Source organism: Paenibacillus nanchangensis (assembly GCF_046543445.1).
In the GTDB taxonomy this organism is placed as follows: domain Bacteria; phylum Bacillota; class Bacilli; order Paenibacillales; family Paenibacillaceae; genus Paenibacillus_AQ; species Paenibacillus_AQ nanchangensis.
This window is the reverse complement of the sequence record NZ_JBHOFD010000023.1, coordinates 109389-122400: the sequence shown is the minus strand read 5'-3', so window position 1 is coordinate 122400 and position 13012 is coordinate 109389. Positions and strand designations below refer to the sequence as shown.

General features: G+C 57.7%; 11 protein-coding genes. 7 read left to right on the top strand and 4 right to left on the bottom strand.

The window, feature by feature from the left end; translation table 11 throughout:
• Nucleotides 1–837: 837 nt before the first annotated feature.
• The 7 genes from ACE6ED_RS18810 (at nucleotide 838) to ACE6ED_RS18780 (ending at nucleotide 7123) form a co-directional block, all read left to right on the top strand.
• A complete protein-coding gene (locus ACE6ED_RS18810; protein WP_410828761.1) occupies nucleotides 838–1788 on the top strand; it encodes a carbohydrate ABC transporter permease in 951 nt (316 codons plus the stop codon).
• Entirely contained in the window at nucleotides 1781–2620 is an 840-nt protein-coding gene (locus ACE6ED_RS18805) for a carbohydrate ABC transporter permease (protein WP_410828760.1), read from the top strand. Before ACE6ED_RS18810 ends, ACE6ED_RS18805 begins: the two co-directional genes overlap by 8 nt.
• A 93-nt stretch (nucleotides 2621–2713) precedes the next feature.
• Nucleotides 2714–4066, top strand: coding sequence for an ABC transporter substrate-binding protein (locus ACE6ED_RS18800; protein WP_410828759.1), 1353 nt, complete (start codon nucleotides 2714–2716; stop codon nucleotides 4064–4066).
• Between the two features lie 68 nt (nucleotides 4067–4134).
• Nucleotides 4135–5706, top strand: coding sequence for a glycoside hydrolase family 43 protein (locus ACE6ED_RS18795; protein WP_410828758.1), 1572 nt, complete (start codon nucleotides 4135–4137; stop codon nucleotides 5704–5706).
• Nucleotides 5707–5982: 276 nt separating this feature from the next.
• A complete protein-coding gene (locus tag ACE6ED_RS18790; RefSeq protein ID WP_410828757.1) occupies nucleotides 5983–6129 on the top strand; it encodes a lmo0937 family membrane protein in 147 nt (48 codons plus the stop codon).
• 480 nt (nucleotides 6130–6609) lie between these two features.
• Nucleotides 6610–6801: a spore coat protein gene (locus ACE6ED_RS18785; protein WP_410828756.1), complete on the top strand. Its 192-nt coding sequence runs from the start codon at nucleotides 6610–6612 to the stop codon at nucleotides 6799–6801.
• Between the two features lie 16 nt (nucleotides 6802–6817).
• Nucleotides 6818–7123 (top strand): spore coat protein, encoded by a 306-nt coding sequence (locus ACE6ED_RS18780; RefSeq protein WP_410828755.1) that lies wholly within the window; start codon nucleotides 6818–6820, stop codon nucleotides 7121–7123.
• Between the two features lie 244 nt (nucleotides 7124–7367).
• Here the strand turns inward: ACE6ED_RS18780 and ACE6ED_RS18775 are convergent, their stop codons facing one another.
• The 4 genes from ACE6ED_RS18775 to ACE6ED_RS18760 form a co-directional block, all read right to left on the bottom strand.
• Nucleotides 7368–8633: a hypothetical protein gene (locus ACE6ED_RS18775; RefSeq protein ID WP_410828754.1), complete on the bottom strand. Its 1266-nt coding sequence runs from the start codon at nucleotides 8631–8633 to the stop codon at nucleotides 7368–7370.
• Between the two features lie 62 nt (nucleotides 8634–8695).
• On the bottom strand, nucleotides 8696–9496 hold the full coding sequence (locus ACE6ED_RS18770) for a polysaccharide deacetylase family protein (RefSeq protein ID WP_410828753.1): 801 nt from the start codon (nucleotides 9494–9496) through the stop codon (nucleotides 8696–8698).
• Between the two features lie 168 nt (nucleotides 9497–9664).
• A complete protein-coding gene (locus ACE6ED_RS18765) occupies nucleotides 9665–10354 on the bottom strand; it encodes a DUF1961 family protein (RefSeq protein WP_410828752.1) in 690 nt (229 codons plus the stop codon).
• Complete coding sequence (locus ACE6ED_RS18760) at nucleotides 10351–12993, bottom strand: exo-rhamnogalacturonan lyase family protein (protein WP_410828763.1); 2643 nt, start codon at nucleotides 12991–12993, stop codon at nucleotides 10351–10353. The genes ACE6ED_RS18765 and ACE6ED_RS18760 overlap by 4 nt, the downstream gene beginning before the upstream one ends.
• Between the last annotated feature and the right edge of the window lie 19 nt (nucleotides 12994–13012).

The following is a 13012-nucleotide window of genomic DNA, read 5'->3' as shown; positions in this document are numbered from 1 at the left end:
TCCGCGTTTTGGCAAAGTTCCGGACTCAGAAGCACCTATTTACGCGGAGGAGCCATAGTTTGTATGTTTTCGGTACGAATAAGGGCCTTGGAGTCCGCCAAGGCATACCAAAGCCCAAGAATTTCAGAAATAACGGCCGCTGGGTCCGCGAAGACCTCCGTATCGCGTTCTGTGGTAATCCGCTGCGGGTGTGTCACAGGATAGGGGTCGTAGATCGATCTGACAATAAAAGGTGTAGATCCAGGGTTGATAGCATTTCGTAACCCATCACGGTATCGTTTGACTGACCCTGATTTCCTTAATTTATAGTTTGCATACACGCCCTAGACTGAATCATTACAAGAGAGGAAAAAGGAGACGGTACGGAGGCAATTTGGAGATGGAGGAGTGAACGCGAGCGCCTTTATCTTCGGAGTTCTACGCTCGATTCAGACTCAACGTTTGACATACAGGATGGCGGGGATGGCACGGAGGGAATTGGGAGCTGCCGAGCGGTAGCGGAAGCCTTATTTTCGGAGTTCTACGCTCGATTCAGACTCAACGTTTGACATACAGGATGGCGGGGATGGCACGGAGGGAATTTGGAGATGGAGGAGCGAACGCGATTGCCTTTATTTTCGGAGTTCTCCCGCTAACTTAAATACCAATCAAGAACTCCGAAAATAACAGCAACCGAAAATCCCAAATTCGCCGCAGTGACAGCCCCGACCCACCTGTATGTCATTTGTTCAGTCTATTTAACAAAACAATACTGTGAAAGAAAACAAACAAACTTTAAAAGATAGTTGATTCAGCGCCTCCGCCCTTCTGGATTAAGATAAGCGTGGAGGTGCTGTTATGGAATTATCCCAATCAACGGGCGGAGGCAAGTCGCTGACCGCCAAATCCAAAAAAAACCGCAGAAAAATAGGCGACCGCTGGCTGCCTTACGCGCTGATCGCGCCAACGATTCTGCTGATAGCCGGGCTGCTCGTGTTCCCGATCTTCCGGGTGTTTGATCTCAGCGTGCAGAGCTATGATTTCACCCGGCTGCAGGAAGCGGGTTATATCGGATTTGAGAATTTCCGCAACATTTTTACGCAGGATGATCTCTTCTACTCCTCGCTCTGGATCACCGTCAAATGGGTGCTTGTCGAGGTGGTGCTGCAGCTTGTGTTTGGCTTGATCGTCGCGCTGCTGCTGAACCGCTCCTTCCGGATGCGCGGCCTGGTCCGCTCTCTGGTGCTTGTCCCTTGGGCGGTATCGGGCGTGCTGACCACCATGCTGTGGTCGCTGATGTTTAACCAGCATATCGGGATTATAAACGATATTCTGATGAAGCTCGGAATTATCCACGAAAACATTGCCTGGCTGGCCAACATTGATACGGTTTTCGGTTCTGTTGTTGTCGCCGAGCTGTGGCGCGGCATTCCGTTTTTCGCCATCACGCTGCTGGCGGCGCTGCAGACGATTCCAAACGAGGTGTACGAATCGTGCGCGGTGGACGGCGCGGGCCCGGTCAAAAAACTCTTTTTTATCACGCTGCCTTACCTGAAAGAAAGCATTGTGTTCGCCACGCTGCTGCGGGCGATCTGGGAATTTAACTCCATCGACATGATCTTCACCATGACCAATGGCGGACCGATGGACATGACGACCACCCTGCCGATTTACATGATGAAGACATCGATCCTTGAGGGGAACTACGGTTACGGTTCGGCGCTCGGCGTCGTCACCTTCGCTTTCCTGATGATTTTCGTCATTGTGTACCTCAGAATGAACCGTTCGGGAGGGATGCAGGATGAATAGCAAAGGCTGGCGCAAAGCCGGATCCAACCTGATGTTCTATATCCCGCTTGGAATCACGCTCCTGTTCGTGCTGATTCCGTTTCTGTGGGCGATCTCCACTTCGCTGAAGCAGGAAGCCGACGTGCTGAGCGGCACAATCCGGTACATCCCGAGTCCAATCACCTTCGAAAATTTCGTTCAGGTGTGGAACGACAACAATTTTTCGCAATATTTCATGAACAGTCTGCTTGTTTCGGTGCTGTCGGTGGTGGCGATTACGGCGCTGTCCGTCATGAACGGTTACGCCATGAGCCGGTTCAAGTTCAAGGGCAAAAACGCCTTTATGCTGATTCTTTTGGCCACCCAGATGATGCCGGTGATTTTGTTCGTCATCCCGCTGTTCCTGATCTTCAAAAACTTAGGCATGATCAACACGCCTTATTCCCTGATTTTGTTTTACATCGTGCTGCAGGTGCCGTTTAACACGATTCTGATGCGCGGGTTCATCTCCTCGACGCCGAAGGAAATCGACGAAGCGGCCATGGTGGACGGAGCCGGCCGGTTCCGCATCATCTTTGCGATTATCGCGCCGATCGTGCTGCCGGGGATTGTGGCGACAAGCGCGTTCGCTTTTATCGGGGTATGGAATGAGTTCCTGGTCGCCTTCTCCTTCATCACGACGCCGGATCAATTTACTATTCCGATTGGCCTGAAATTTATGATCGGCGAGTTCAGCGTCCAATACGCTTCACTGGCGGCCGGCAGCATTATCGGGCTGATCCCGCCCGTTCTGCTCTTTATGTACATTCAGCGTTATCTGGTCGAAGGGCTGGGCGGCGCGGTCAAAGGTTAAGTCCGGTATCACTTGGCCGGGTCCGGCGCTTTGACGGCGCCGGGTCCGTCCTTAGGATATACACATGAAATTATTATTTGGGAGGTCAACACCATGTTAAGAAAACGCAAAGCAAAACGCGCAGGGCTGGCTTCGGCCGCACTGCTGCTGCTTCTGGCCGGATGCGGCGGCAACGCCGGGGGAAACGGTTCGGCCGCGGCGGGCAACAACCCGGGAACCGGCTCAAGCGGGGAAAAAACCAAAATCAGCTTCTGGGCGGCGGCCGTCACAACGGAGCGCAACGCATTTTTCGAAGAGATTGTGAAGAAGTTTGAAGAGCAGAATCCCGACATCGACGTCGATTATCTTGGCGTTCCGGGCGATCTCGCGGCTTATGAGCAAAAAGTCAACGTCGCCATTTCCGCCGACCAGGCGCCGGACATCATGAACGACTTCAAATCCGATCTGCTGGCCCGGGGCGTGCTGGAGCCGCTGGATACGTATTACGAGCAGTGGGCCGACAAGGATCTGATCAATCCGGAGCTGATCGAAAGTAACCGCAAGCTGGATGCCAAAGAAGGAAAATTGTATGCGCTCCCATACAGCTCGCAGACGTGGAACCTGTGGGTTCGTCCCGACTGGTTCAAAGAAGCCGGACTGCAGCTGCCCGACACCTGGGATCAGTTTTTTGAGGCGCTCCCCAAGCTGACCGACAAATCGAAGGACCGGTACGGTCTGAGCATCCGCGGCGGCGCTGGCAGCGCCAATACGCTGGAAATGCTGATGTACTCCTACTCCGGCATCACCGACTATTTTACACCGGAAGGCAAAGCAACGATTAATGACCCGCTTAACCTTGAATTTGTCGAAAAATACCTGGGCGCCTACAACGTCTACACACCGGAAGACGACCTCAACAAAGGCTGGAGCGAACTGGCGGCCACCTTCCAATCGGGCAAGGCGGGCGTAGTCGTGCATAACCTGGGATCGGCCAGCTCCCATGAAAAAGCATTCGGCGGCGATTACACCAAATTCGAAGCTGTACCTTTTCCAAAAAGTGTAAAGGGCTACCGCGAGCACCCAGGCCTGATGCCACTGGGTCTGACGATGAGCAAATCGGCGAAAAACAAAGACGCCGTCTGGAAGTTCATGACCTTCTACCTCTCGCATGAAATCAACAGCCAATACGGCAAGCTGTACGGTGAAATCCCGGCGAACAAAGACGCCGCGGGCGACGAGTGGGTACAAAGCGTTCCTTATATGAAGTCGGCTTCCGACTTGCTGAACGACACGGAAACGAAGTTCTCCAACGTGCCATACTACCTGCCGGGTTACGCCAATGTGCAGAAGTCCGTGGAACCGCTGATTCAAAAAGTGATGGCCAAGCAGATGACCGCCAAAGACATGCTGGACGAATGGGCATCGCTGCTGGAAAAAGAGAAACAGGCCGAAGGCCAAGCGAAATAAACAAGGCCGAAAGCTAGGCAAATATAGCGCGCGGAGAATCTCCTCCTCCGCCGTAAAGGAGACACCTAATGAACACAACGATCGCGCCTTGGGTATCCGATCTTGGAAACGGCTATTACCGGAACCCGGTGCTGTACGCCGATTATTCCGATCCGGATGTCATCCGGGTCGGAGACGACTACTACATGACGGCCTCCAGCTTCACGCATATGCCGGGGCTTCCCATTTTGCATTCCCGCGATCTGGTGAATTGGACGATCATCAATTATGCGCTGGACCGGCTGGATCTGCCGGGGTACGACGAGGTGCAGCACGGCAAAGGCGTTTGGGCCCCAAGCCTGCGCCACCATGCCGGCAAATTCTGGATTTACTTCGCGACGCCAGATGAAGGTATCTTTATGACGACGGCCGACAACCCGCTCGGCAAATGGTCGCCGCTCCATTTGGTCAGAGCGGCTAAAGGCTGGATTGATCCTTGTCCGTTCTGGGACGAAGACGGACGGGCCTATCTGGTCCATGCGTTTGCCCACAGCCGCAGCGGCCTGAAGCACATTCTCCACCTGTGCGAGATGAGCCCGGACGGGACACAGCTGCTGGACGACGGCCGGCTGATTATCGACGGAACAGCGGATCATCCGACCCTGGAAGGTCCCAAGATGTACAAACGGGACGGCTGGTATTACATTATGGCACCCGCCGGCGGTGTTCCGACCGGGTGGCAGGCGGTGTTCCGTTCCCGTTCAATCTGCGGCCCGTATGAGGACCAAATCGTCCTTGAGCAAGGAAACACACCGGTGAACGGCCCCCACCAAGGCGGCTGGGTCGACACACCGCAGGGAGAGCATTGGTTCCTCCACTTCCAGGACAAGGGAGCTTACGGCCGGATCACCCATCTGCAGCCAGTGGAATGGCGGGACGGCTGGCCGGTGATGGGCGCGGCGGACCCGCACAGCTTGACCGGCGAACCGGTAGCCAAATGGCGTAAACCGGAAGCCGCCGGCATGCAGGAGATCCGCGTGCCTCAGACCTCGGATGATTTTGCAGCCGGGCGGCCCGGCCTCCAGTGGCAGTGGCAGGCCAATCCGCAGACGCGCTGGCTTGCTCCGTACGAGGGCGCTCCCGGACTGCGGCTGAACTGCACGCCGCTGTGCACGGAAGCAAACGTGCTGTACGATACGCCGCAGCTGCTGATGCAGAAATTCGCCGCTCCCGCATTCACCGCGGAGGTGCGGGTGACCCCGCATTTCCGGCATGCCTCCGAGCGGGCCGGACTGGTGGCGCTTGGCGACAAGGCCGTGTATCTGGGACTGTCGCCTGTTGATGGCGGCGGCCTGCATCTCGGCCGGTACGAAAGCGTTCCGGCGGCAGCCGGAGCCAGCGCGGGGGACTCGCTTACGGACGAATACGCGCTGGGCGCCGTCTCCTCCGTAGTCCTCCGGCTTACCGTTCAGGAGGAGGCGCGCTGCCAGCTTGCTTTTAGCCTGGACGGGAAAGGGTTCACGGATCTCGGCTCCTCCTTTCAGCTGAAGGAAGGCGCTTGGGTTGGCGCGAAGGTTGGGGTGTTCGCCGCTGCATTCGGGCCTGGCAGCACGGACTCCGGGAATGGATATGCCGATTTCAGCCGGTTTGAAGTACGCTAGTCACCTCCTAATGCACGAATGAATTAGCCGCCTTTCGGAGAACATACCTGGCAATAACATGCCTAAGAATAACATTTGGGGGTAAGACACTCGGGGGTAAGACACTCGGGAATAAAGCACCGAAGGTATAACCTTCCCGCGCTGGGGAATGCTACCTGCTACCTGCAGCCCGGATTCTTTAATGGCGGTTCCTTTGAAGCCAGCGGTTTAAAAGGACAGGCCTGCGGGTAAAGGTATGACAAACACCCCTGCGGGGAAGAAAGGCGGCGATTCACTATGTTATGGGGATTAATCGGACTACTTGTGGTGTGTTGGCTGCTCGGTTTCATTTTCAATGTGGTCGGCAATGTCATTCACCTGCTGCTTGTTGTTGCCGTAGTGCTCTTCCTGATCAACCTGTTCCGGGGCCGCTCGCGGAGTTAGCGGAGCCACAGGTAAAAACCGGATATACATGTAATAAAAAAGCGCCGTCTACCTGGACGATGCGCCAACAAAACCGCCGGGAAGCACAGTGTATGGATTGTGCTTCCCGGCGGTTTTGTTTTGGCGTTTTTCATCCAAATAAAACGTCAACTGGCATGGTTGGGGTGAAGCCTCGCCCGAACCAGCGGCAGTTGTGGTGCCCCAGGGCTCGGCTGCTCTTTTTCAAAGCGTATGGCCCTTAAGCTTCAGGCTTCAGGCTTCCAGCTTCTGGCTCCAGGCTTCCGGCTTCCGGCTTCCGGCTCCAGGCTCCAGGCTCCAGGCTCCAGGCTCCAGGCTTCAAGCGTCCAGCTTCTGGATCCAGGCTTCAAGCTTCCGGTTTCTGGTTTCCGGTGATTAATCCGTTTACGTTTTGCCAGACAGGGTACATATACTCTGTATCCACAACAAGATAAACAACCAATTGAACGGAGGGGTGACACCATGGCCAAACAAGAACTCGCACTGCACGAAAAACTGGAAGTCCATGAACTGCTTACCTTGAAAACCTCTTGCGCCACCAAAGCTGTCACAATGCTGGAGCTGGTAAAGGACGACAAGCTGAAAGGCCTGATTGAAGAGGATTTGAAGAACTCCGCCAAAGCCATCGACCAATTACAATCTCTGTTAAAATAATAAGGAGGGTTCGACCATGACCACGACCATGACCAAAGAGATGCTCGTCAAAGCCGTCAAGCCGATGGACGATCTCGCCATCGCCACCGACATGCTGCTGTCTGCCAAAGCCGCGGTCCGGAGCTATGCGATCGCCCTCACGGAGACGGCAAGCCCAAAGGTGCATAAAGTGCTGAAAGCCCAGCTCGACACGGCAATCGAGACGCACCAGAAAATCGCCGCTTATATGATTGAAAATGAGATGTACCACCCATACGACGTCGAAGAACAAATTGAGCATGACGCCAAAAAAGCGGAGCATGCGCTGGAGCTACTGAAATAGCCGGTCACATTGTAAAGTAAAGCGGTCAACGCCTACGGCAAAAGAAAGGTTCGTCGTGGGAATCTGACAAAAAACAAAACGGCGTTTACTCCGGATATAAACCCGGAGGAACGCCGTTTTTGGCATAGGGTTTTAACGTCCTGCCTCTGCCGGAGAGCACGAAGGCTATGGAAGCCGCCGGCGCGCAGCAAGCGGCAAGCTCAGGAACCCGGAAGTCCTCAACAGGGACGCCCCACTCTCCTGTTCACTCCGTCACCTCTCCGCCGGGATACAGCGTTGAGCTGTACAGCCGCTTCGGCTGGGGTAACGGCATGCCCGGGCGGACGGCTTCAAGCGTCATCTTCGCGCCCGCATACACTTCCGCGGTCTCGTCGGTGTAAACGATGACCTGCTCGGTTCCCGAGCCGAGCAGGTCCCCATGGGCCGCGTAGCCATCCAGCGGAAATTCGGCGATCCGGTTCATATAGCCGTCATACAGCGCGGGACGAAGTCCGCCGCCCCGGCGGTAGGCCAAAATGTAATCCGGCGCGCCCTGCCGCCAGCGGCTGACCGTTTCCGCAATCGTCAGCCAGCCGCTTGTCGTCCGTTCTTCCTTCCACAGCTCACGTCCCTCGCTGTCGAGCAGGAACAGCGCATCCCTGCCCTTCAGCCCTTTGCCGTCGTCCTCGCGCACCATGCGGTCCAGCCCCGCCACCTGCAGTCCCGGCAGCTCCGGCCGGAAGCGGCCCAGCGCCAGGTGCTGGGACTCGATAGAGCCGTCGTAACGCCACAGCTCATTGCCGCTGCGGTCATACATCACCGTCACGCTGCCGCCGACCACAAGCTCCGGCTGTCCGTCCCCGTTCACATCGCCGACCCACAAACAGTCGGCATGGTCTTCGAGGTCCCGGCAGCTCCACTGCACGTTCCCCTGACTGTCCAGCAGATCATACCCCGCCATCACTTCATCGCGGCCGTCGCCGTCCAAATCGTACACCCAGGGAAAATGCCCTACATTGCCTTTATGTGTCCAGAGCAGACGGAACTCCCGGTCAAGCGCCCACAGCTGGTGATACCGGTCTTTTAAAATAATATCGGAGGCGCGCGGCCCCCCGCTCAAATTGGCGATAATGATGCAGTCGTGCGCGTGCTCGGACGGGAGATCGTGAACGGCCTTAGTCTCCCCGGTCAAACCGTCCAGCACATGGAACCTGCCGTCCATGACGCACAGCACCTCCAGCCTGCCGTCGCCGTCCAGATCGTACACCTGCGCCGGATAATCCGAGCCTTGGCTGCCTGCCCCGGGATCGGGCGTCCCCCGTTGCCACAGCAGCCTGCCGTCCAAATCAAATGCGGTCAGACACCCGACCTGATGCGGAATATACCGTACATCCTGCCGGTTATCCGGCTGGACAAACAGCAGCTCGGCCCGCCCGTCCCCGTCCAGATCTCCAAGCAGCAGCTTGCACCGCGGACCCGCCGCGCGGATATCCAGCCGTGTCAGCAAATGAACGTTCGTTACAGTAGACATATTGCATCCTCCTGTCTTTTTCTTGGGCACCCTTACTTGGGTACTCAAATCAAAAGGCAATCTCAGCTTAAATCCAAGGTTTCGCCGCCGGGCACTTCCACGATGGAGCCGCTGACATCCAGCCAGACGGAAACAGCGTTCGGGTTATGGACGATCGTCCGGTCCGCACTGAAAATCAGCCGTTCGCAGGCCTTCATATAATGAACAATTTCAATATTGGTAGCGTACCAAATATCGCCGCGTCCCCCGACTTTTTCGCCAAACCGCTCCATCAGCTCCCAATTGCTGTCATTATCAAACTCGTAGCTGTGTCCCCATACATACATCAAATACAAGTACTGCCGTTTGAACAGACCTGTAAACGTCTCCGCATGCTCCATCAGACCTTTGTTGTGGTGGCAGGTGCCCCGCCACTCCATCCAGTCCTCCGGCAGGCCAAACCCGCCTGTCGTCTGCACGGGACGGGCATACTCCATGCCGAGCGAAGGCAGCAGCGCTTTAATCTGCGGCGTATAAGAGCCGTTCGGATACGACATGCCCCGGACCGGAACGCGGAGCAGCTGCTCCAGCGCCTTACGGTCCTCCACAATCTCTTCAACCACCTGCTCCAGCGGGCAGCGGGCCAGCGTCGGGTGGGTGCGGGTATGCACGGAGACCTCGTGTCCGCGGTACAGGTCCGGCAGCTCCCCGGCGGTAATCCGGTCACCGCTTCCAAGCAGTCCGGAGTTCAGATGAAAGGTCCCTTTTAGTCCATACCGGTTGCAAATTTCCACCAGCCGTTCGTCGGCTCTTCGGCCGTCGTCATAACTAAGGGTCAATGCTTTATGCAAACCCCGTGGATAGCAATAAGTGATAACTGCCATGAGTTAACGTCTCTCCTTTATCCCGCGGTGACCGGACGGGCAAGCTGTATTAATAGCTGTCCGGCCTCCGGGAGGTTTATGCGCCTAAACCGTTGTTGTCTGCTCGATTGTCTGGTTCGCTCAATCACCCGACCGACCGCTAGCGGACACTCACCGGAACTCCACCCCTCACCCGCTGTACACAACCAGGTCGCTGTACTCCGCGATCAAAGGCGCCATCTGCCGGAAGCCGATTTTGCCTCCCCCAAGCGGCGGGCCGTAAGTCCGGCCATCGTCCACCCAGGTAAACAGCGGCAGCTCATTGATGGCAAACGTGACCGCATTGCCCTGCTTAAGCAGCAGCATCCGGTAAGGCTCCGGAGCGTCCATCACTCCGGGCAGCGGGTCCGCACCTTGCGCGACGAGATGGAAGCCGTAGCTTTTGCGCAAGTTGCAGGTGTGAAACGCCCGTTCTTCCGTCCACATGCGCCGGAAATACGACACATGCAGCGCATCCATCGCCCCGTGATGGTACTGGTCGTATTCCCCGGTCCGGCACGGCAGGGACGGATCAAACACATCCCGCCCCTCCGCACCGCGGGCGGCAAAAAACAATATCGCCAATCCCGGCTCCCGCACAGGGCGAAAATTCCAGGTAACCGCCGCATCGGACGGAAAATCCTCGGGACACCAGAAGACAATATTCGCTTTTTGTCCCTCGTCCGGCTGCCTCGTGCTCTCCAGCCTCATCGCTCCCTGCGGGAAGGAGACGGCTCCATCCCCTTCCATCCGGAATGTACGCACATCTTCCGGAGCGGCAAGCGGGTTCCGGTAGACCGGCTTCCAGCCTTCGGGCAGAAGCGAAACCCGCCCCGTCATCGGCTGCTCCCGGGCAGCCGCCCGCCGCCCAGTTCCGGCAGCCGGTCCGGAATCAGCTCCAATGCAATCATCGTGTTCAACGACCACTGCGACGCTTCATTGGTATTCATCCAGTCAATTTCGTCCAGTTCATCCATATAAACCACCCTGCTTGCTTCCCGCTGAAGATCGGTGCGTCCATACGGATTCTCCAGCAAAATGGACCAGCAGCGGTCCGCCGTGGCGCGATCCTTCCGGTACCAGGCCCCGTAAGCGGCGATACCCACGCTCAAGACCGGATGCTCAAAACGCAGCTTGCCGGTAATGGCCCCGCGCGCCCAGATCTGCTTTTCCTCCTCAGGCAGGTTGTAGAACACCCCGAATTCAGCCAGCATATCCTCCCACTCCGGATCCTCCAGCATCTCCGCCAGTTCAAACCACACCTGCGGCCCGCCCATACAGATGGCGAGATGGCGGCCCCAGTTATCATCGCCCATCCCGGTCAACACCCCCGTCTTCGGATCATAGCCGTACGCGGGACCGGAGATCAGCCGCAGATTGGCGCGTTTGATGCATTCGATGCCCGTGATGATTTTGTCGCGGTAGGCCGTCTCCTCGTAACGCTCCCAGCGCGTCATCCAGTTGGAGCTAAACGCGGCCCAATCGGGGCCAACCCGCACATGAGTCGGATGTTCGTCCTTCGGAAAATAAGCCCGCATCGGGTCGGTCGTCACCGTCGCGTAATCGGCGTCTTTGACGCCGTCCAGCAAATCGCCGGTCCGTTCGTCGCCGGTCAAATAGTAGTAATACCGGTGCAGCCCCGCCATGGCGATACGCGCTTCTTTACAGCCGCAGCCCCAATGGACCACGTTGTGCCTCGACCCAAGCCCCGCATATTCTCCAAAATGATACGCATCCACCTCGCTTGTATGCCGGGTCATCGCTTCGGCAAGCCGGAACACGTCGGCCCGTCCGCTGCGCAAAAAGCTGACCCACAGCCACATGTTGGGCACCAGCTCGGCATTTTGCCAGGCGCATCCGCCCAGGTCATAGTTCCAGACATGCCGGACCGGGTCGTAGCTGTGCATGAAGTCCCCGTAGTCCCAGAACCCGTACCATTTCCGCCGCTCAACTTCCTCTATATAAAAGCGAAGAATGCCGTCCAGCCGGTCCTCCAGCTGAGCTTTCGCAGGCGTGCTCCGGTCAGGCAGGCTCCACAGCCCAAATGCCCTGGCCGCATGATAATATTCCGGCTCGCAGACGAGCAGCGGCGGCGCGTCCGCTTCCTCCGCCATCTCCCGCAGCCGCTGCGAATCCGGTGTGCCGCCGGTACACCATAGCCGCAGCTCGCTGGTGTTGGCAATGCCGTAAGGCGTTGCGCGCAGCTCCTCCGCGCCTTCATACGAAGACTCCACGTGGGTTTTCGTATCGTAGTGGCGCAGGTCCATCGCCGGCGCATCCGGCGACCAGAACCAGACGGTCAACGCCGCCGAGTCGCCCGCCGCTCCGTCCACTTCCAGTCCGGTTGGCGCTTTACGCCAGAAGTTGGAGACGGCCGCTACAAGTCCGCCGCCTTCCGACCCCAGATAGGCGAGACCGGACGAACGCCGGCCTTCCGCCCCTTTAATCCAGGCGCACCCCTCCCCTGTCCGCTTGGTGACGGTATAGTGCTCGGAGGAATCCTGTACAAGCTTAAAGCTGTTCCAGGTGGCGGAATCGTCCAGCAGGCGAAGAAAATAGTCGTCTTCTCCGGGGGTAAACCGAAGCAGCCTGCCTTCCAGCTGATCCGCAAAAAGCGCCGCATATTTGCCTTTGGTCCGGCGGGTGTGCAGCGTCTTTGGCGATTCGCTGAAGATGCCCGTATCCCCGGCCAGCCGGACATGCCGGTTGTAGAGCGGCCCGCGCATCGGCACGGTAAACCGGATGCCAAGTCCGCGAATGTAATCCTGGTGCGGGTTGCCGTCATAGTGGAAGGTGTGGACGATTCTGACCGTATCCAGCCCGGCATAAAAATACAGACGCAGCGAAAACGGCGTCCACTCGCGCGCGCTAGAGGTGGAGCGGTGCCTGCCCTCCAGCCGGATCACGGCGCGCAGCGGACCGTCCTGCTCCAGCACCGCGCGGTGTGTCCGGCCGTGATACCGTTCCTCGCGGCGGACGGGAAGTCCCGAGCTGCCGCCGCGGTCCTCCCGGAGGCACACCAGGTCGCTGCCCGAGCACAGCTCCGTTTCGTCTTCGCCGGAAGATCCGCGGCGGATGATGCGCGCGATGGGCGCGGAGCCGCTGTTGTTCACGGTAACAAGCACCGGCCCCGTGTCTACGACATAACCTGTCTCCGTCTCGGTGACAGATACGGCGGTTTCCGGCTTCGGTACCCCCGCGGCGTCTTGGAGCCGGTCCAGAACATAAGCCGCTGCCGCCGGTTTGGGAACAACGGCCGAGTGGGACGACCACTTGACGCTGCCGTCAGGCCAATAAGCAGCTGCACGGCTCTGGACCGGCAGCGCCTCCTCCTCATCGGGCCCTCGCAAAGCGAAGCCGCCAAGCTCCGACCGGTCCAGCTCTCCTTTTTTCCATGGAACACCCCAAGTAACTCCCGCTTCGGAGGCAGGAGCGTTTAACCAGTGCAAATGTATCGGCTGAGCCGAATTCAACACCATCATCTCCCGATAGACAGCG